At 54.7% G+C, this 19,606-nt stretch carries 17 protein-coding genes; 9 read left to right on the top strand and 8 right to left on the bottom strand.

Features of this window, described 5'->3' with window-relative positions; all coding sequences use genetic code 11:
- Window positions 1-22: 22 nt before the first annotated feature.
- On the bottom strand, window positions 23-961 hold the full coding sequence (gene pbpG, locus LK04_RS12735; protein WP_039335600.1) for a D-alanyl-D-alanine endopeptidase: 939 nt from the start codon (window positions 959-961) through the stop codon (window positions 23-25).
- A gap of 218 nt (window positions 962-1,179) precedes the next feature.
- On the bottom strand, window positions 1,180-1,767 hold the full coding sequence (locus tag LK04_RS12740) for a Yip1 family protein (RefSeq protein ID WP_039335593.1): 588 nt from the start codon (window positions 1,765-1,767) through the stop codon (window positions 1,180-1,182).
- A 168-nt stretch (window positions 1,768-1,935) separates the two neighbouring features.
- Here LK04_RS12740 and LK04_RS12745 point away from each other — a divergent pair, with 168 nt between their 5' ends.
- On the top strand, window positions 1,936-2,511 hold the full coding sequence (locus LK04_RS12745) for a DedA family protein (RefSeq protein WP_039335591.1): 576 nt from the start codon (window positions 1,936-1,938) through the stop codon (window positions 2,509-2,511).
- Here LK04_RS12745 and LK04_RS12750 read toward each other — a convergent pair.
- Complete coding sequence (locus LK04_RS12750; protein WP_058969813.1) at window positions 2,508-3,287, bottom strand: SDR family oxidoreductase; 780 nt, start codon at window positions 3,285-3,287, stop codon at window positions 2,508-2,510. The genes LK04_RS12745 and LK04_RS12750 overlap by 4 nt on opposite strands.
- Before the next feature lie 119 nt (window positions 3,288-3,406).
- Here LK04_RS12750 and LK04_RS12755 point away from each other — a divergent pair, with 119 nt between their 5' ends.
- Complete coding sequence (locus tag LK04_RS12755; protein WP_039336567.1) at window positions 3,407-5,221, top strand: glycoside hydrolase family 15 protein; 1,815 nt, start codon at window positions 3,407-3,409, stop codon at window positions 5,219-5,221.
- A 197-nt stretch (window positions 5,222-5,418) separates the two neighbouring features.
- Window positions 5,419-6,495 (top strand): L,D-transpeptidase family protein, encoded by a 1,077-nt coding sequence (locus LK04_RS12760; RefSeq protein WP_039336569.1) that lies wholly within the window; start codon window positions 5,419-5,421, stop codon window positions 6,493-6,495.
- A 146-nt stretch (window positions 6,496-6,641) separates the two neighbouring features.
- Here the strand turns inward: LK04_RS12760 and LK04_RS12765 are convergent, their stop codons facing one another.
- Window positions 6,642-7,664 (bottom strand): transporter, encoded by a 1,023-nt coding sequence (locus LK04_RS12765; protein WP_039336571.1) that lies wholly within the window; start codon window positions 7,662-7,664, stop codon window positions 6,642-6,644.
- A gap of 165 nt (window positions 7,665-7,829) precedes the next feature.
- Here LK04_RS12765 and LK04_RS12770 point away from each other — a divergent pair, with 165 nt between their 5' ends.
- Both LK04_RS12770 and ppk2 read left to right on the top strand, forming a co-directional pair.
- Window positions 7,830-9,440 carry an inorganic phosphate transporter gene (locus LK04_RS12770; protein WP_039336574.1) on the top strand — a complete coding sequence of 537 codons (1,611 nt, stop codon included), beginning with the start codon at window positions 7,830-7,832 and terminating at the stop codon, window positions 9,438-9,440.
- Window positions 9,441-9,452: 12 nt separating this feature from the next.
- Window positions 9,453-10,373, top strand: a complete 921-nt coding sequence (gene ppk2, locus LK04_RS12775) for a polyphosphate kinase 2 (RefSeq protein ID WP_039336576.1) — start codon at window positions 9,453-9,455, stop codon at window positions 10,371-10,373.
- Here ppk2 and LK04_RS12780 read toward each other — a convergent pair.
- Window positions 10,370-11,575: an MFS transporter gene (locus tag LK04_RS12780; RefSeq protein WP_072214948.1), complete on the bottom strand. Its 1,206-nt coding sequence runs from the start codon at window positions 11,573-11,575 to the stop codon at window positions 10,370-10,372. The genes ppk2 and LK04_RS12780 overlap by 4 nt on opposite strands.
- A gap of 442 nt (window positions 11,576-12,017) precedes the next feature.
- Between LK04_RS12780 and LK04_RS12785 the strand changes: the two genes are divergently transcribed.
- Window positions 12,018-13,247, top strand: a complete 1,230-nt coding sequence (locus tag LK04_RS12785) for a glycosyltransferase family 4 protein (protein WP_233797812.1) — start codon at window positions 12,018-12,020, stop codon at window positions 13,245-13,247.
- Window positions 13,248-13,257: 10 nt separating this feature from the next.
- Here LK04_RS12785 and dusC read toward each other — a convergent pair whose 3' ends face one another.
- The 3 genes from dusC to LK04_RS12805 all read right to left on the bottom strand — a co-directional run bounded on the left by dusC (window position 13,258) and on the right by LK04_RS12805 (window position 16,322).
- A complete protein-coding gene (gene dusC, locus LK04_RS12790) occupies window positions 13,258-14,214 on the bottom strand; it encodes a tRNA dihydrouridine(16) synthase DusC (RefSeq protein ID WP_039336582.1) in 957 nt (318 codons plus the stop codon).
- 3 nt (window positions 14,215-14,217) lie between these two features.
- Window positions 14,218-15,597 carry an ATP-dependent RNA helicase RhlE gene (gene rhlE, locus LK04_RS12795; protein ID WP_039336584.1) on the bottom strand — a complete coding sequence of 460 codons (1,380 nt, stop codon included), beginning with the start codon at window positions 15,595-15,597 and terminating at the stop codon, window positions 14,218-14,220.
- Window positions 15,598-15,929: 332 nt separating this feature from the next.
- The gene (locus LK04_RS12805) at window positions 15,930-16,322 is read right to left on the bottom strand and encodes a YbhQ family protein (protein WP_039336588.1); all 393 of its coding nucleotides are present in this window, start codon (window positions 16,320-16,322) and stop codon (window positions 15,930-15,932) included.
- A gap of 176 nt (window positions 16,323-16,498) precedes the next feature.
- Between LK04_RS12805 and LK04_RS12810 the strand changes: the two genes are divergently transcribed.
- From LK04_RS12810 to LK04_RS12820, 3 genes are read left to right on the top strand one after another with little or no spacing between them, the layout of a single operon-like run.
- The gene (locus LK04_RS12810; RefSeq protein WP_039336590.1) at window positions 16,499-17,260 is read left to right on the top strand and encodes an endonuclease/exonuclease/phosphatase family protein; all 762 of its coding nucleotides are present in this window, start codon (window positions 16,499-16,501) and stop codon (window positions 17,258-17,260) included.
- Entirely contained in the window at window positions 17,257-18,501 is a 1,245-nt protein-coding gene (clsB, locus tag LK04_RS12815; RefSeq protein WP_039336592.1) for a cardiolipin synthase ClsB, read from the top strand. The genes LK04_RS12810 and clsB overlap by 4 nt, the downstream gene beginning before the upstream one ends.
- A complete protein-coding gene (locus LK04_RS12820) occupies window positions 18,501-19,466 on the top strand; it encodes a lysylphosphatidylglycerol synthase domain-containing protein (protein ID WP_039336594.1) in 966 nt (321 codons plus the stop codon). Before clsB ends, LK04_RS12820 begins: the two co-directional genes overlap by 1 nt.
- The last annotated feature ends 140 nt before the right edge of the window (window positions 19,467-19,606 follow it).

Genomic DNA, 19,606 nt, shown 5'->3' on the forward strand with positions numbered 1-19,606 from the left:
GAAGGCGACCAAACCAGACGCTTTACTCCACGTCAGCAGTGCTGGCCGTTTGCGACGATTTCTGTTTCTTGTACGCCAACGCAGCGGCTGGCACCGGCGCGGCTTTGCCGGTTTCCAGCCAGTCACGCAGACGGTTGGCATCAGCAAAGTGGGTGTACTTACCAAAGGCATCCAGTACCACCAGCGCGACCGGACGGTTATTAATCACCGTGCGCATCACCAGACAGTGACCCGCTTCATCGGTGTAACCGGTTTTGGTCAATGCAATACGCCAGTCATTTTTGTACACCAGATGGTTGGTGTTGCGGAACGGCAGGGCATAGTTCGGATGCTTAAATATGGCGGTGTCTTCTTTGGTGGTACTCAATTCACCAATCAACGGATATTGACGCGTGGCTTTGGCCAGCTTGATCAGGTCTTCCGCGTTCGAGACGTTGTGAATCGACAAACCGGTCGGTTCAACATAATGCGTGTGCGTCATACCCAGCGCGCGCGCTTTGGCATTCATGGCGCGGATAAAGGCATCATAACCACCTGGATAATGATGCGCCAGGCTAGCGGCAGCCCGGTTTTCAGACGACATCAACGCCAGCAGCAGCATATTGCGACGGCTGATTTCACTGTTCAGTTTGACGCGTGAAAACACACCGCGCATCTCGGGCGTATGGCTGATATCGACGGAAAGCATTTCATCCATCGGCAGCTTAGCATCCAACACCACCATCGCGGTCATCAGCTTGGTGAGCGATGCAATCGGACGCACACGATCGGGGTGGCTGGAGAACAGCACCTTGTTGGTTTCAAGATCGACAATCATCGCACTGCCGGAGGCGATTTGCGGTTGCGCAATCGGCGCCAGATTAGATAGCGCAGCAGGCGCGGCCAGTGCAGGTGTTACAGCTGCGGGCGCGGCGACAAACAGCGCCAGCGACAGCAAGGAAATACGCATTTTTACAGACATCGTGTCAGGAAAATCCGATAAGGAGTTTTGCGCTGTGTTTGAGACACAGGCCGCACGCATCAAACCAGACGGGATGCGGGCTGGCAGCAGCATCATACCCACTTCCCTACGAAATTTCTTAGGTAGATTGTTTCCGGGCGTTAAAAAAAGGTCGTCATAAATGACGACCTTATATTCCATGGTTTATCTGTTGGGTTGCCATTTATGGCAACCGCCCATCAGAACAATCGCGGTCCATAACCCCACAGCACCACCGTCAACGCCAGCAGCACTTCAAACACCAGCACACCGATGGCCAGCGTTGAACCGGAGAAACGCAGGCTCTCCTCCCGGTCGATATTGAGGAATACCGGAATGCCGACATACAGCAGATAGCCGGTGTAAAGCAGAGCAACCGCTCCCGCCAATACGCACAGCCACACCAGCGGATAGAGCGCGACCAGACCGCTGATAAATAGCGGTGTTGCGACATAGCCTGCAAACACGGTACAGCGCGGTATGCTCGGACGCTGCGGATAGTTACGTGCCATCCAGTGAATGACGCGGCCCATTACCGCCACGCCACCTAAAATAATCAGATAAAACAGAATGCCCAGACCGATGCCGGTCAATAGATTGAGTTGAACAAATTGCCCTTCGCCCAGATTCCAGCCCAGTTGTGTGGTACCGATAAAGGCGCAAATCACCGGGATCGCGGCCATCATCAAAACATGGTGGGTGTAGTGGTGCGAAACGCTCTCGTTTTCTTGCTTGATATCGCGCATTTCCTGGTTAGGATGCGCCAGAAGACCCCAGACATGATTCATAAAATCACTCCTCTGATGCGATGGGCTGCCCCTCCAGCTATCAGACTGTCCAACTCAGGCAGCTTCCCTTCAAGTATAATCGGCGCTGCTGTTTTTGCGGACAGCGGCACAAAAAAAGCCACTGGCGTATAAACTGTTACCTGATTCATTCACGACAGGGAGGATAATTTGCATCTCGATATCAATGGATTAATTACGCAATATGGCTATCTGGCGCTGCTGATTGGCTGTATCGCAGAAGGGGAAACCTTTACTCTGCTGGGCGGCGTGGCGGCGCATGAAGGCTTGCTGCACTTCACTGGGGTGGTACTGGCCGCCATGGCCGGCGGGATTATTGGCGATCAACTGCTGTTCTGGTTGGGTCGCCGTTATGGCACGCGCATCCTGCGCCGTTTTCGTAAACATCAGGACACCATTCGCAAGGCCAATCACCTGATTCAAAAGCGCCCTAGCCTGTTTGTCATCGGCGTGCGCTTTATGTACGGTTTTCGCATTATCGGCCCGATCATCATCGGCACCAGCCGTCTGAAACCATTGCGCTTTTTTGTGCTCAACGTCATCGGTGCGGCCATCTGGTCCCTGATCTTCGTGACTCTTGGCTACTTTGCGGGGGAGATCATCACGCCGTGGCTGCACAAGCTTGACCAGCACTTCAAACACTTACTGTGGTTGGTGGCGGCGATTGTGTTCGGCATCGTGCTGCGTTATGTCATTCGCCGATGGAATCACCGCCGGGCGGGCTAATGGTGATAGCCCTTAAACTGCGGATTGGCCAGCATAAATCCGCCGTCAACGATAAAGGATTGACCGGTAGTGTAGGTGGCCCACTCGGAACAGAGCCACGCCACTAAACTCGCCACTTCACGCGTATCGCCGGGACGCCCAATCGGAATTTCCGGCATGCGCGTGCTGCGAGCCTGATCGTCAGTCAAGTTGTTCATCGCCGTTGCAATCGCGCCTGGCGCCACGGCATTCACCAGAATGTGGTGTGGCAACAAGCTGAGCGCCATCGATTTGGTCAATCCGCCCAACGCATGTTTCGCTGCGGTGTAGGCTGTCGCATCGGGCAGCGGGGTGTGTTCATGCACCGAGGTGATGTTGATGATGCGCCCGCCATCCCCTTGATCAACCATATGTCGCGCTGCAATTTGCCCACAGATAAAAGAGCCATCGACATCAACATTGAAGGTTTTACGCCAGTCTTCAAAGGTGACGTCGAGGAAATCCGCTTTAAGCATCACGCCCGCGTTATTGACCAGCACATCAATACGGCCCAATGAATTGATCAACTGCGTCAGTTGCTTGCCGCCTTCTTGGGGATCGGAGAGATCCAGTTGCCTTACCTGCGCCACCTGCCCTTTGCTCTCGACCAGCCGTGCCGTTTCCTGCGCGCCCTCTTCATCTGAGCGCCAGGTAATGCCGAGGGTATAACCCGCTTCAGCCAGCATCACAGCGCAGCTGCGGCCAATTCCTGAATCCGCACCGGTGACCACCGCCACTTTCTGTTTGCCTAATGCCATAACATTCTCCTGCGTGAAGGGTGTCTACACAGTATAGAAGTTATCCTTCCGTGCCCCGCCTCAGCTGAAAAAAGCTTTTCGTCTATAGTTAACAATCAGATACCGCCAAGGGAGGCCACATGAGCACCATTAAACGCAAAATTGATGACCACGGTGTCATCGGCGACTTACGCACCTGTGCACTCATCGCCAATGACGGCACCATCGATTATCTCTGTTGGCCCGAGCTCGATAGCCCTTCAGTGTTTGCCGCCCTGCTCGATGGCGACGAAGCGGGATTGTTCTCGCTGGCACCTGACTGGAAAAATGCCCGCCAGCAGCAGCTTTACCTGCCGGACACTAACATCCTGCAAACCCGGTGGCTGGGCGATGCAGGCGTGGCGGAAATCACCGATTACATGCCCATCTGCGATCAACCCAATAAAGTGCCACGTCTGGTTCGTCGGGTAAAAATGGTGCGCGGATCGGCCAACTTTCATCTGCTGTGCGCACCGCGCCATGATTATGCCCGTGCCGACACCCACACCGAATTACGCCCCGGCGGCATCGCGTTTCTCGCGGAAGGTCAGCCCGCCTTGCGTCTTAGCGCGACGGTAGTGATGACGCGAGAAAATCACAGTGCAGTGGCGACCTTTACCCTGAAAGCGGGAGAGTCTGCCGAGTTCGTGTTTGGCAGTGATGAAGATCCGTTCGTTGCGGAAATCGCCACCGAACAATGCTTCAGTGAGACCCTGAACTACTGGCGTCACTGGAGCAGCCACAGCACCTATCGCGGTCGCTGGCAGGAAAGGGTGACACGCTCTGCTCTCGCGTTAAAACTCCTGACCTCAAAACAGCACGGTTCTATCGCCGCTGCCGCCACCTTTGGTTTGCCGGAGGAGTTGGGCGGCGAGCGCAACTGGGATTATCGCGCCTCGTGGATCCGCGATGCCTCCTTCAGCATGTACGCGCTGATGCGGTTGGGTTATGTGGAAGAAGCGCGAGACTTTACCCATTGGGTCGGACGCTGTGTGGAGCACAGCCATGACGATACACCTCATTTACAAGTGATGTATCGCCTGGACAGCGGGACGGAACTGCACGAAACCGAACTGCTCAATCTCTCTGGATACGCCAATTCGCGTCCGGTACGCATCGGTAATGATGCGTGGCGACAAACCCAACTCGATATTTACGGCGAACTGATGGACGCGGTATATCTGGCGAACAAATACGGTGAGGCGATTTCACAACGCGGCTGGCGGCATGTCTCCGACATGATCGATTATGTCTGCGCGAACTGGAATCAGCCCGATGCTGGTATTTGGGAGATGCGCGGCGAGCCGGAACACTTCCTGCATTCGCGTTTAATGTGTTGGGTCGCGCTGGATCGCGCACTGCGCCTCGGGCTGAAGCGCTCACTGCCGATGCCGTATGAGCGTTGGGATCGGGTGCGCAGCGAGATCCGCGACGATATCTGGCAAAACTTCTGGAATCCCGAACTCGGACACTTCACCGCCACCCGTGGGGGAAAATTCCTCGATGCATCAATGCTGTTGATGCCACTGGTGCGTTTTGTCAGCTCCACCGATCCCGACTGGATCGCCACGCTGGATGCGATTAAAACCCATTTGGTGAGCGACGGTTTAGTGCGGCGCTATAACATTAGTGAGACGCCTGCCGATGCTTTAACCGGGGGTGAAGGCTCTTTTGCTGCCTGTTCGTTTTGGTATGTCGAGTGTCTGGCGCGTGCCGGGCGGGTACATGAGGCGCATTTTGAGTTCGAAAAGCTGCTGAGTTATGCCAATCCGTTGGGGCTTTATGCGGAGGAATTCACCACGCACGGGGAAGCACTGGGTAATATGCCGCAGGCATTGTCACATCTGGCATTGATCAGTGCCGCTTTTTTCCTCAACCGTAAATTGAGCAATGAAGTGACGCTGTGGCAGCCTTAAGAAATTCACATTTTGGGCGACACAGCAAAGAGAATAGTCTGGTAAATACCACTATTTGGGTAAAGTATCTTCAGCCAACGAAAATCATGATTCCCATCTTTGCGCCTATGCACATATAATGCGCACCGGGTCATTAAGACCGAGATGGATTCGACACACTGACAAGCCTGAAACACGGCCATAACGACTTGAAAAACATGAAAAAGAGCATTCGCGCGTTCGCTTCACTCGCCCTGGTACTGGCGGCGTTCAGCCAGTCGGCATTTGCAGTAGTCTATCCGCTGCCAGCGGCTAACAGCCGTTTGATCGGCGAAAACCTTGAAATCACCGTGCCTGATGACAGCCGTCTTCCGCTGGAAGCCTTTGCTGCACAGTATCAGATGGGCCTCAGCAATATGCTGGAAGCCAATCCGGGCGTGGATGTTTATCTGCCTAAAGCTGGCACCAAAATGGTGATCCCACAGCAGCTGATTCTGCCTGACGCGCCGCGTGAAGGTATCGTGATCAACAGCGCGGAAATGCGTCTTTATTACTACCCGAAAGGCACCAAAACCGTTGTTGTGCTGCCTATCGGTATCGGCGAACTGGGTAAAGACACCCCAGTCAACTGGACGACCAGTGTTCAGCGTAAGAAAGCGGGACCAACCTGGACGCCGACCAAAGCGATGCATGCAGAATACGCTGCACGTGGCGAAAGCATTCCAGCCGTGTTCCCGGCGGGTCCAGATAACCCAATGGGTCTGTATGCGCTGTACATCGGCCGTCTTTATGCCGTGCATGGCACTAACGCCAACTTCGGTATCGGCCTGCGCGTGAGCCACGGCTGTGTGCGTCTGCGTGCTGATGATATCAAATGGCTGTTCGACAATGTGCCAGTGGGTACGCGCGTGCAGTTTATCGATCAGCCGGTGAAAGCCACCGTTGAGCCAGACGGTTCTCGTTATGTTGAGGTGCACAACCCACTCTCTACTACCGAAGAGCAATTTAACTCACGTGAAGTGGTGCCAATCACGCTGACCGCTGCCGTGACCAAAGTGATTGCCGATGCCAGCACCAACCAGGATGCCGTGAACAACGCTATCCAGGCGCGTAACGGTATGCCAACCAAGATCAACGGTCCACAGGGCGAAGTGATGCCTGCTCCAGTGCCGGTTCAGGAGTCTTCTGACGCACAGCCGAAAGAAGAGCCAATGACCCCGCAAGGCGCCAGCGCCGTTGCACCGCAAACTGATGCAGCCCCTGCTGCTCAACCTGCGACCGGCAACAGCCTGTAATCTCGCCTAAGCCTTACAGTAAAAAGCCAGCCCGGTGAGGCTGGCTTTTTTGTGGGCGGTCGCCATCAATGGCGCCCCTACAACAACAGGGCACAGTTTTTGTAGGGTGCGCATTTATGCGCACTGGCCCTGAAGCCGACCGTAAACTACATTCTTCGCTTTAACGCCAGCCACCCTGCCACCAGCGTGAACACCAGCACCACAATCACTAACAGCAGAAATCCGTGCGGATTGTTCGCCAGCGGAATGCCGCCGACGTTCATGCCAAAAAAACCCGCCACGATATTAATCGGCAGCGCCAACACCGTAATCACCGTCAGCAAGAACAGTGTGCGGTTGCTTTGTTCCATCAGGCTGGCAGCAATCTCTTCCTGCAACAAACGTATGCGCTCCATCAGCCCCGCCAAATCACTGAGCGCGACGCTGAACTCTTCAGTGAAAATGCGCAGTTCTGACAGCGGTTCGCGCTTGAGCCATTTAGGTGGACGATTCAGTAAACGGAACAGCGCCGCGGGTTCAGGGGCCAGCAAACGTTGCACACGCAGCAACATACGCCGCAGGTGCCCCAGTTCGCTGCGGTTGGTTTTAATCGCCGCACTGAGCAGCCGCTCTTCAATCGCATCCACCGCCTGGCTGGAACGGCGCACCACCTGCTCCAACTGTGCTTCCTGCTCGCCCAGCAGCCACAACAGCATCGCATCGGGTTCGCTAAATTCCAGCCGGTCAATTTGCTGGTGCATGCGTTCAATCATCCCCACCGGCCGATAGCGTGCAGTGACGATGACGTGTGCACAGCACCAAATCCACAGCGTGGCGTTCTGCGTGCTGCGCTCTTCTTTACTGAAAGTCACATCATTAAGTACCGCCAGCAGCGCATCGTTTTGATGGGCTAAACGGGTGCGCGGCGAGGCGGAATGTATCTCGTCGAAAAAATCATTATCAACACTAAAGTGGTCCTGAACCCAGCGCTCAGCGCGCGCGTGGTTAAGGTTGATGTGAAGCCACAGAAAGTAAGATTCGGGCAGTTCATGTTGTGCAAGCTGTGAGGCCTCACGCGCGTTAAGCCTTTGTGGCGGCGCTTCCGGTGTGAATAAGTAACCATGAATAAGGCCAGCGACTTCATTATTGAAATCCGGCAGTGAGGCAAGCGGCAAGACAGGCTGGAACATGGCAGCGTGAGGATCCCGGAGCGGTCAGATCCACAGACTGCGACAGCCGTGTTACAGCAAGATGACACACCGTGATCGCCATCATCATTCTGTCATACAAACCACGTATCACACTGCCAGTAACGGATGCCGTTCGAGCATCGTCAATCCACACCGGGGTGTGTTATGGCTGAAAACAGTTTACCTGCATCGACATCATCGTCTCCCAGCGGACGTCCGAATCTTAACCAAGGCAGCGGTCGTGTCTCACGTATCATTTTCCTGATACTCCTGTGTGCCGGCCTGCTCTTTACCGCGATCAATCTGTTCAATGACGTAGAAGAGACCGGTGCGCCGGTCACCAGCTACACGCCGTTCCTGCTGCTGGGGGTCGCACTATTGATTGCCCTCGGCTTTGAGTTTGTGAACGGCTTCCATGACACCGCCAATGCCGTCGCAACGGTGATATACACCCACTCTCTGTCACCGGGTGTGGCCGTGGTGTGGTCTGGTTTCTGTAACTTCCTGGGCGTATTGCTCTCCAGCGGCGTGGTGGCGTTTGGCATCATTTCGCTGCTGCCCGTCGAGCTGATCCTGCAAGCGGGTAGCGGCAACGGCTTTGCCATGGTGTATGCCCTGCTGTTCTCCGCGATCATCTGGAACCTCGGCACCTGGTATTTCGGCTTGCCTGCGTCTTCCTCGCATACGCTGATTGGATCAATCATCGGTGTGGGCGTAGCCAATGCCCTGCTGCACGGTCGCAGTGGTACCAGCGGCGTAGACTGGGATCAGGCCATCAAAGTGGGCTACGCCCTGCTGCTGTCACCGGTGGTCGGCTTTATCTGCGCCGCCCTGCTGCTGTTGGCGATGAAAGCCTTTATCCGCAATCGCCAGCTGTATGAAGCGCCAAAAGACAACCAGCCACCGCCGCCGTGGATCCGTGGCCTGCTGATCCTGACCTGCACCGGCGTCTCCTTTGCCCACGGCTCGAATGATGGGCAGAAAGGGATGGGGCTGATTATGCTGATTCTGGTCGGCACCATGCCGATTGCCTATGCCCTGAACCGCTCACTGCCGCCAGACCAAATCCCGCGTGTTGCCGCGCTAACCCAGGTCACCGAACAGCAGTTACTGGCGCTGCAGCCGCCTCCCGCCGCGATGCCTGCTCCACGCGAAGTCCTGACGGAATTCGTGCGCACCAGCCAGAACCGCCCACAGGTTCTGCCTGCGCTGGGCATGATGCTGGGTGATATCGGCGAGCAAATTCGTCAGTACGGTTCGGTAGAGAACATTCCGGCCCAGGCGGTGACCAACACCCGTAACGATATGTACCTCGCCTCGGAAACCATCAAACATCTGCAATCCGCCAAAGTGCCGGTGCCAGAAGAGATCGCCAGTAACCTCACCGCGGTGAAGAAAGAACTGGATGCGGCCACACGCTTTATCCCGATGTGGGTAAAAGTGGTGGTGGCGATCGCCCTCGGCCTCGGCACCATGGTGGGTTGGCGTCGGATTGTGGTCACCGTGGGTGAACGTATTGGCAAAACCCATCTGACTTATGCCCAGGGTGCCAGTGCTGAATTAGTGGCCATGGCCACCATCGGTGCGGCTGACGTCTTCGGCTTGCCGGTCTCCACCACACACGTGCTCTCATCGGGCGTAGCCGGTTCTATGGCGGCCAACAAATCTGGCCTGCAGCTCTCCACCATCCGTAACCTCGCGCTGGCGTGGGTATTGACGCTGCCGGTATCAGTCTTACTTTCAGGGCTGCTTTACGCTCTGTTTATTCATCTGTAACGGGGAACAGTGATGGCGACACACGACAATAACTTCCGCAGTGAGACGTTTAATGCGCGTTTGCTGCAAGAATTCTATGACAGCTACGACGAAGAGCTGGAGATGGAGCTGGATGATCTGCGCTTCAAGGATAACGGCGCCCCCCAGCAAGAAGGTGATAAAGCCTTCCGTCGCCGCTACTTCCGTGAGCTGTTGCATCTGCAAGGCGAACTGGTGAAGTTGCAGGATTGGGTGATGCGTACCGGGCATCGTGTGGTCATTCTGTTTGAAGGCCGTGATGCCGCAGGTAAAGGCGGCGTGATCAAACGTATCACACAGCGTTTGAACCCACGTACCTGTCGTGTGGCTGCCCTGCCCGCGCCTAACGATCGTGAGAAAACTCAGTGGTATTTTCAGCGTTATATCGCACATCTGCCGGCCGCCGGTGAGATCGTGATGTTTGACCGTAGCTGGTATAACCGCGCAGGCGTTGAACGCGTGATGGGCTTCTGTAATGAAGCCGAAGTAGAAGAGTTCTACCGCAGCGTACCAGAATTCGAAAAAATGCTGACACGCAGCGGCATTCAGATCATCAAGTACTGGTTCTCGATCACTGACGAAGAGCAGGAACTCCGCTTCCTCAGCCGTATTCACGATCCGTTGAAACAGTGGAAACTCAGCCCGATGGATCTCGAAAGCCGTCGTCGTTGGGAAGACTACACCGAAGCGAAAGAAGAGATGCTGGAACGCACTCACATCCCTGAAGCGCCATGGTGGGTGGTGCAAGGCGTTGATAAAAAACGTGCGCGACTGAACTGCATTAGCCATCTGTTGCAGCAAGTGCCGTACGAAGAGAGTGAATCGAAAACGATTATGTTACCGATGCGCGAACGTCATGAAGATTATCGCCGCGCACCGGTCCCGGAAAACATGGTGGTGCCAGAAAAGTACTAATTCACCGTGGGCACGGTCGCCTGGCGGCCGTGCTGCTGTTGCAAGCGCAAGGTAATCAGGAATGCGCCTAATACCATCAGTGCCGCGGCCAGATAAACCGACTGCATGCCCCAATGACCAATCAGTAAACCCGCCACCGGTCCGGTTAGTCCTAGCCCTAAATCAAGAAAGGCCGAATAGGTGCCCAATGCCGATCCCTGATCCTGCTGCTGCACGCGTTTCACCGCTTCTACGCCGAGAGCCGGGAACACCAATGAGAATCCGCCGCCGGTCAGGAAGGCGCCAATATCAACCAGCCAGCTGCTGTCTGCCTGCCAAATCAGCAGCAAACCTGCACACTCCAGTACAAAGGACACCAGCGATACCTTAATGCCACCAAACCGCGTGATGTAACGGCCGCCCGCAAGGCGCACCAGCACAAACCCGAGGCTAAATAGCGTCAGAGCAAAGGCCGCGCCACTCCAGTCGCGGCTGGCGAAATAGAGCGTAATGAAGGTGGAAATCACGCCAAAACCGATGGTGCCAAACCCTAGCGCCAGACCAAACAGCCAGACGCGGCTCACCACCCGGTGGAACGGAATGCGCACGCCGGCAGTGACCTTAACAGGCGCTTTGCGACTCGCCATCCAGAAACCCACCACACCCATTACCGCGACCAGGCCAGCAAAGCCGCTGATGCCAAACCACTGATTGAGCAACACACCCAATGGCGCACCGATTGCCATGGCAAAATAGGTGGCAACACCATTCCACGAAATGACGCGTGCGGTTTGTAATGGCCCAACAATATTCATGCCCCAGAGCGTTGATCCCGTGCTGCTAAAGCTTTCGCCCACGCCCAAGAACAGTCTGCCTGCGGCCAGCAGCGCCAGGCTCAGCATCGGCACATCACTAAACAACGCTGCGATGATGGAGAGCACGCCGCTCATCCCGCAGCACACTAATCCCATCATCACCACGCGTTTGGGGCCATAACGATCGGCCAGGCGCCCGGAATGAGGTCGGCTAAGCAGGGTCGCGAAGTATTGCAGGCTGATGATCAAGCCAGCAATAAACGAGCTGAAGCCCAGTTGGTTGTGCACAAATCCGGGGAGTACCGCCAATGGCAACCCCACCGAGAGATAGCAGAAAAAGGTGAAGATGATGACGGAAATGATGCGTTTATTTAACTGAGCATGGCTCAGTACAGCGGCGTCTGACATAAGTGATGGCATTACAGATGAATGTAGGCCTCTACTATAGCGCGAACAGCGCTCATCTTGAACCTGACTTTAGCTGGAACTGTGTAATAGCGTAATTCCGTATGCAAACAACAATCTCAGGCACTAAATAATATCAAATGCCAGATACTTATTATTAATTAACTTTAATAAGCGAATTTAATTTAGTTTTTTTAAACCATAGACATGACAAATCTGAAAAATCCCCCTATTGGCAGGCACATTTAGCATTTATCAGAAAAAATTTATAGCAAAACCAGAGAGTAAGCGGATTGAATTTTAATCATTAACGCGAGTGATATTTGAACGTCCGCATTAAACATAGATTCTGTCGCCATCAAGCCTTAGGTTACAGATTATAAAATCAAATCCAGGTGGTTACTTTCAGTGAGTAACATACCTCTTCAGCGCGCGTAACTTCTCATTGTTCGACATATTTTTATTTCACTCTGTACCCTACCTGCCGGGAGAGATTATGAAGATAATCATCAGTGGAAGCGGATATCCTGAAAAAAGAAATATCATCACTAACCCTCACCACCAGTATATTGATTGCCGAAAAAAGAACATTTACTTTTATTTGAACGCCGTCAGATCCAGGCTGCTACATAAAAATAAGCAATTCATCTTTTATCCGCTGCCCGGCTTGCTGCCGCACAGTGCGGATGTCATTCATCTCTTTAACGAAGTTGCTCATACCAAACGTAACTGGATCGCCACCTTTGAGACTGAAATCCCCCGCGTGTTGCCCGTGCCCGGCATGGAAAAAACCGCTAATCCCGACTTGCACTCGCAACTGGCATTAATCGCCAGAGATGAATGTTTGTACCTGATTGCCATCTCACAAGCGACCTTTAACATCCAACTGAAGTTGCTGGAGGCTTTCCCTGCCATCAAGGCGGCAGCGGCCCATAAACTGCGTATTCTCCATCCTCCTCAGCCGTTGCTGTGTGTAAAACCGCGTTTAATTTCACCGGGAAAAATTCATTTCACGTTTGTTGGCAGTGAGTTCTATCGCAAGGGAGGGGCCGAAGTGGTGTTGGCGATTTCGCAACTGACTGAAGAGGATGTTTTCACTCGCAGTCAGATTCAGGTCACCCTGATTGGCGATCTTTCGCAGCGACATAATATTGCCCATCGCCAATTTCAGGATGATGAGGCGTTCTATACTCGCATTGAACACCTAATCAACACATCGCCACATATTCAGCACTTTAGCGCATTACCCAATCATCAGGTGTTGGCGCTATTGCAACGTACACACGTGGGGTTACTCCCCACCTGGCAGGATACTTATGGCTTCTCGGTGCTGGAAATGCAGGCCAGCGGCTGCCCGGTGATCACCACCAATGTTCGTGCCTTACCCGAGATCAATCCAGCAGGTGCAGGCTGGCTTATTCAACAGCCATTAAATGATGAGCATGAGTATGTGATTGACTCAGAAGAGCGCAAAAAGGATATTCGCCACCAGATCGTGCAGCAGTTGAAAGGTCATATCGTGGATATTCTGCGTAATCCGGGGCTCATTACCCAGTACTCCGCGCAATCACTGCAAAGAATTGCGGAACACCATGACCCGGTGAAATTCAGTGAGCAGATGGTCCGCTTTTACGCATCCAGTAAGCAGACACACTATACAGCAGCGTTTAAATAATGAGGGGGCGCTATGCGTGTGCGGTCAGTTGCTGCGCATGGCGTTCAATCGCTGTGGCGATCTCAGCGGAAACACGTAAGGTACGGATTTCACTGAACAGCCCATCGGCCTCGTCGTAGGCTTTACGCAGGTAGCCCAGCCACTGTTTTATGCGCGCCACGTGGTACATGCCGGTATCACCCTGCTTCTCTAACTGGGTGTATTTCAGCAGCAGTTCAACCACCTCGAACCATGGCATGGGCGCTTCATTGTACTTCACCACACGGCCGAGGTTGGGGATGTTGAGCGCACCGCGCCCTAACATCACCGCATCACAACCGGTGATGCGCAGACAATCCTGCGCATCCTGCCAGCTCCAGATCTCGCCGTTGGCGATCACCGGAATCGACAGGCGCTGGCGAATCTCACCAATCGCCTGCCAGTTGATGCTTTCAGCGCGGTAGCCTTCTTCTTTGGTACGGCCATGCACCACCAGTTCACTGGCCCCAGCTTGCTGTACCGCATCGGCAATCTCGAAGCGGCGCTCACCGGAATCCCAGCCCAGGCGTACTTTAACCGTTACCGGTAGATGGGCAGGCACCGCTTCACGCATCGCTTTGGCACCGCGATAGATCAGCTCAGGATCTTTCAGCAGCGTCGCCCCACCGCCGCTGCCGTTAACCAGCTTTGACGGGCAACCACAGTTGAGATCCACGCCCCAGGAACCGAGTTCCACCGCACGCGCAGCGTTTTCTGCCAGCCACTCGGGATACTGCCCAAGTAGCTGCATACGCACACGCGTGCCGGAAGGGGTGCGGCTGCTGTTGTGCAGCTCAGGACACAAACGCCAAAAGGATTTTACCGGCAACAGTTGATCGACCACACGCAAAAACTCGGTGACGCACAGATCATAATCATTCACCCCGGAGAGCAGCTCACGCACCAGCGAATCCAGCACGCCCTCCATCGGCGCCAGTAAAACCCTCATGGGTTAGATATTCCCGCTCTTCTTAGGGGCTGGACGACGGCGACCGCTGTTAGCTGCTGGCGCAGCCTGGCCCGCATTGCCGCCCTGACGACGCGCTGGACGTGCTTCGCCTTGCGGACGTGGCGCATGACCGCTGTGAGGACGAGAAACGTTACCGCCCTGTCCGCGCCCCTGGCCTTGACCACGGCCCTGACCGCGACCTTGCTGCTGACGTCCGTTTTGGATCGGCTCCGCTTTGATGCTTGGATCGACTTCAAAGCCAGGCAACTCGATGCGCGGAATTTCACGCTTCAGCAAACGTTCGATGTCACGCAGCAGTTTGTGCTCATCGACACACACCAGCGACAACGCCGCACCAGTCGCCGCCGCACGACCGGTACGGCCGATACGGTGTACATAGTCTTCAGCCACATTTGGCAGCTCGTAGTTCACCACGTGTGGCAGCTCTTCAATATCCAGGCCACGCGCGGCGATATCGGTCGCCACCAGCACACGAATACCACCAGATTTAAAGTCCGCTAACGCACGGGTACGCGCGCCCTGGCTTTTGTTACCGTGGATAGCCGCTGCGGTAATGCCATCTTTGTTCAGTTGTTCGGCCAGATGGTTCGCGCCATGCTTGGTCCGGGTGAACACCAGCACTTGCTGCCAGTTATCACGACCAATCATCAGTGACAGCAGTTCCCGCTTGCGCTTTTTATCAACGAAATGCACCTGCTGTGAAACCTGCTCAGAAGCGGTGTTGCGACGCGCCACTTCAACCTGTTCTGGGTTGGTCAGCAGTTTTTCCGCCAGGGTTTTAATTTCATCAGAGAAAGTCGCAGAGAACAGCAGGTTCTGACGTTTGGCTGGCAGACGCGCCAGTACACGACGGATATCGTGGATGAAGCCCATATCGAGCATACGGTCCGCTTCATCCAGTACCAGAATTTCAACCTGTGACAGATCGACGGCATTTTGATGCGCCAGATCCAGCAGACGGCCCGGCGTCGCCACCAGCACATCGACGCCACCGCGCAGTTTCATCATTTGCGGGTTAATGCTTACGCCGCCGAAAACTACCAGCGAACGGATGTTGAGGTACTGACTGTATTCACGGACGTTTTCGCCCACCTGCGCCGCCAGTTCACGGGTTGGGGTGAGGATCAGTGCACGCACCGGGCGACGACCGCGCGCAGTGGAAGGATTTGCACTGAGGCGCTGCAGCAGTGGCAGCGTGAAGCCGGCGGTTTTACCCGTACCGGTCTGAGCACTCGCCAGCAGGTCGCGGCCAGCCAGTACCACAGGAATTGCCTGACGCTGGATTGGCGTCGGTTCTTGGTAGCCTTGTTCCGCTACCGCACGCAAAATATCGGCACTTAAGCCGAGAGAGTCAAAAGACATGCAGGTGTATTACTCCGAACCGCCCTGATCGCCGTCAGCGATGTAGTTTTCAGGGGGGATATGACGCAAGCCTGAGGCTCACGTGTGAAAAGGGCACAAACTACCATGCGTAAGGGCGAGAGTTTAGCAGGTTTCGGCTGGGACTGCGACAGCCATTACCGCGAGGGGTTTTCTTAGGGCGCATAAATGCCCCCCTACGGTTTTACCGATGTACTCATAATGTGTGCCTTTCTTTATTGTCAGGTCGTCAGTGATGGCGACCTGATTACCCATAAAAAAGGAGCCATAAATGGCTCCTTCTTTCACAGCAGGCAGAAAGATCCCGCCAAACATTAACTGCGTTTTTTCTCCACGCGATGCGCGGGTTCTTTCGCCAGCAGTGACACCAGTGCCGGTCCCACTAACATCACCACGCCCAAACAACCAATCAGCAGGTTGTTGTGGATGAAGCGGGAAATCAGGAACAGCGTCAGCATCGCTGCACCGAAGTAATAGGTTGTCGTTACTTCTTCCAGAGAATCGCCAAATCGGCGTAAACGGGCACTACGCTGCAGAGCCAGCATGGCGATAAACACCAACGCATAAGCGGCTACCAGGGTACTGCTCACTTCTACCAGCGCCTTATGCTTCCAGCCCCACACCAGCGCTGCAATCACCAACAAGTGCATGGCAATATGCAAGCAGGTTTGACCGGTAACAATCTGAACACGATTAGACCATTTCATTCATTTCTCCTGGCAGACCCAACAGGTCGCCCAAGTGTATCTGGCTGCGGCCAGACGGATTTCCTCAATGTAAAGCAAATTTCGGATTACGCCCTAATTTTATGCTCCACTCACCACCCATTTGTGACAAAGACTACACTTTGTGCTGTTGATGATGAAAAGGAGCGCGTCGCAGTATGCCACAAATCACGCAAGGATTTTCATTTAAAGTCCTGACGATCAATACCCACAAAGGGTTCACCAGCTTTAATCGCCGCTTTATCCTGCCGGAATTGCGTGACGCCGTCCGCGAAACCTCAGCGGATATCGTCTTCCTGCAAGAGGTGATGGGCACCCACGCTATCCATTCGCTGCACATCGAAAACTGGCCAGAACACTCTCATTACGAGTATCTGGCTGACACCATGTGGCATGATTTTGCCTATGGCCGTAATGCGGTTTATCCTGAAGGACACCACGGGAACGCGATATTGTCACGTTTTCCGATTATTGAATATGAAAACCTCGATATTTCTGTGGCAGGAAGTGAAAAACGCGGCATGTTGCACTGCCAGATTCGCTTGCCTGACCGTCCGCAGCCACTGCATGTCATTTGCGTTCATCTGGGCTTAAAGGAACACCATCGCCAGACGCAGATGAAAATGATGAGTGAGCACATCGCCGCGCTGCCGCATGATGCGCCGCTGGTGGTGGCCGGTGATTTTAACGACTGGCAAGTTCGTGCCAATCGTTTTCTGAAACGCAGCGCCGGCCTTGAGGAAGTATTCAGCATGAAAAACGGCCACCCGGCGCGCACCTTTCCGGCCCGTTTTCCCCTGTTGCGCCTTGATCGCATTTACATCCGCAACGCCACGGTCAGCCATCCTTGGGCGCTGCCGGTCAAACCCTGGTCACATCTTTCCGATCACGCCCCGCTGGCAGTGGAGATCTTGCTATGAACTTTAGTTGGCGTGATGGCAACCAACTTCGGCTGCTGGAAAATGGCGATCAGTTTTTCCCGCGCGTTTCTGAAGCCATCCAAGGCGCGCAGCGTTCGCTGCTGCTGGAAACCTTTATTCTGTTCGAGGACACAGTTGGCCAGTCTCTCCATAGCGATTTATTGACGGCAGCCCGGCGTGGCGTCCATGTTGAAGTGATGGTGGATGGCTACGGTTCGCCTGATTTATCCGATCACTTCGTCAACAGCCTCACCGAAGCCGGCGTGCGCTTTCTCTATTATGATCCGCGCCCGCTTGTGCTGGGCATGCGCACCAATGTGTTCCGCCGCCTGCATCGGAAAATCGTAGTGGTGGATGAGACGCTGGCCTTCGTCGGCGGTATCAACTTTTCTGACGAGCACAACACCGACTTCGGCCCGCAAGCCAAGCAGGACTATGCAGTGGAGGTCACCGGACCGGTGGTGTTGGATATTGCGCATTACGTGCAGCAAGCCATGGGTAGCGAACAGGTGACGCGGCGCTGGTGGGGAGGCCGATCGCCACGGCTGGCGGTGAATGCCATGCCGGGTGACGCTCAGGTACTGTTTGTCTATCGCGATAATGACCAGCATCGCGATGACATTGAGCAGCACTATCTGGATATGTTGCGCAAGGCAAAGCACGACGTGATTATCGCCAACGCCTACTTTTTCCCTGGCTATCGGCTGCTGCGCGAGATGCGCAGTGCCGCACAGCGTGGCGTGCGCGTCAGGCTGATCGTCCAGGGTGAGCCCGATATGCCGATTGTCAAAGTCGGTGCTGAGATGCTGTACAACTATCTGGTGGATGCCGGTGTGGAGGTTTACGAGTATTGCCGCCGGCCGCTGCACGGCAAGATTGCGGTGCAGGATCAACACTGGTCCACGGTGGGGTCCAGCAATCTCGACCCGCTCAGTCTGTCACTCAACCTCGAAGCCAATCTGATGGTGCACGATCGCGCGTTCAACCAGACACTGCGCGAAAATCTGGAAGCACTGTTACAGCAGGATTGCGAGCGCGTACAGGATGACAAGCTGCCGCCACGCACCTGGTGGCATCTGACCAAAAGCGTCATCGTGTTTCACTTCCTACGCCATTTCCCGGCCATCGCGGGTTGGTTGCCCGCGCATACTCCGCTGCTGAGCCAGGTGGAACCGCCGGTTCAGCCGGAAATGGAAACCCAGGATCGGGTCGAAACCGACAATCAAGGAGCGAAACCCTGATGAGCAAGAAACATTCGCGCTGGCAATGGGCCAAGAAAATCCTCACCTGGCTGTTTTTTATCGCCGTGATTGTGCTGCTGGTGATTTACGCGCGCAAAGTGAACTGGCAAGACGTCTATCAGGTGATTGTGGGTTATAACCGCTACGTAGTGTTGGGTGCCGCCGCGCTGGTGGTGGTCAGCTATCTCACCTATGGCGTCTATGATTTGATTGGTCGTGCCTACTGCGGGCACAAACTGGCCAAACGTCAGGTGATGCTGGTGTCGTTTATCTGTTACGCCTTTAACCTGACGCTGAGCACCTGGGTGGGTGGCGTGGCGATGCGCTATCGGCTTTATTCACGCCTGGGACTGCCCGGCGGCACTATCACCCGCATCTTTTCCATGAGCATTGCGACTAACTGGCTGGGCTATATCTTACTGGCTGGGGTGGTGTTTGTGGCGGGGATGGTGCCGATTCCGCCGCGTTGGTTTATCGGCGAAAACACGCTGCGCATTATTGGTGCAGCGCTGTTAGTGCTGGTCGCTATTTATTTATGGGCCTGTACCTTTGCGAAAAAGCGCCAGTGGACGGTGAAAGGTCAGCATCTGCAACTGCCGTCACTGCGCATGGCGTTGTTGCAGTTTGCGGTCTCCAGCGCCAACTGGCTGGTGATGGGGGCGATCATCTGGCTCTTGCTGGCACGTCAGGTGGATTATCCGCAGGTGCTGGGCGTGTTGCTGATCAGCAGTATCGCTGGGGTGATCATTCATATTCCCGCTGGGATCGGCGTGCTGGAAGCGGTGTTTCTTGCGCTGCTGGCAGGGGAACAGGTTTCGCACGGCACGATTATCGCCGCGCTACTGGCTTATCGCGTGCTGTACTTTATTTTACCGCTGTTGCTGGCGTTGGTGTTGTATTTGCTGCTGGAGAGCCGAGCGAAGCAATTGCGGCAGAAGAATGAGCGCAAAATGGCTTCACGATAATGGGTTAAGGACCTTGTCGGGCTGCTACGAGACTGGACTCATTGAGGTGAGATGTTAACAACTTCATTAAACTGTAGCGGCGCAATTTATTGCGCGTCATTTAGCAGGGGTATCGCTGCTGAGACGCGCGATGAATCGCG

The sequence above is a fragment of the Pantoea vagans genome, from assembly GCF_001506165.1.
In the GTDB taxonomy this organism is placed as follows: Bacteria; Pseudomonadota; Gammaproteobacteria; order Enterobacterales; family Enterobacteriaceae; genus Pantoea; species Pantoea vagans_C.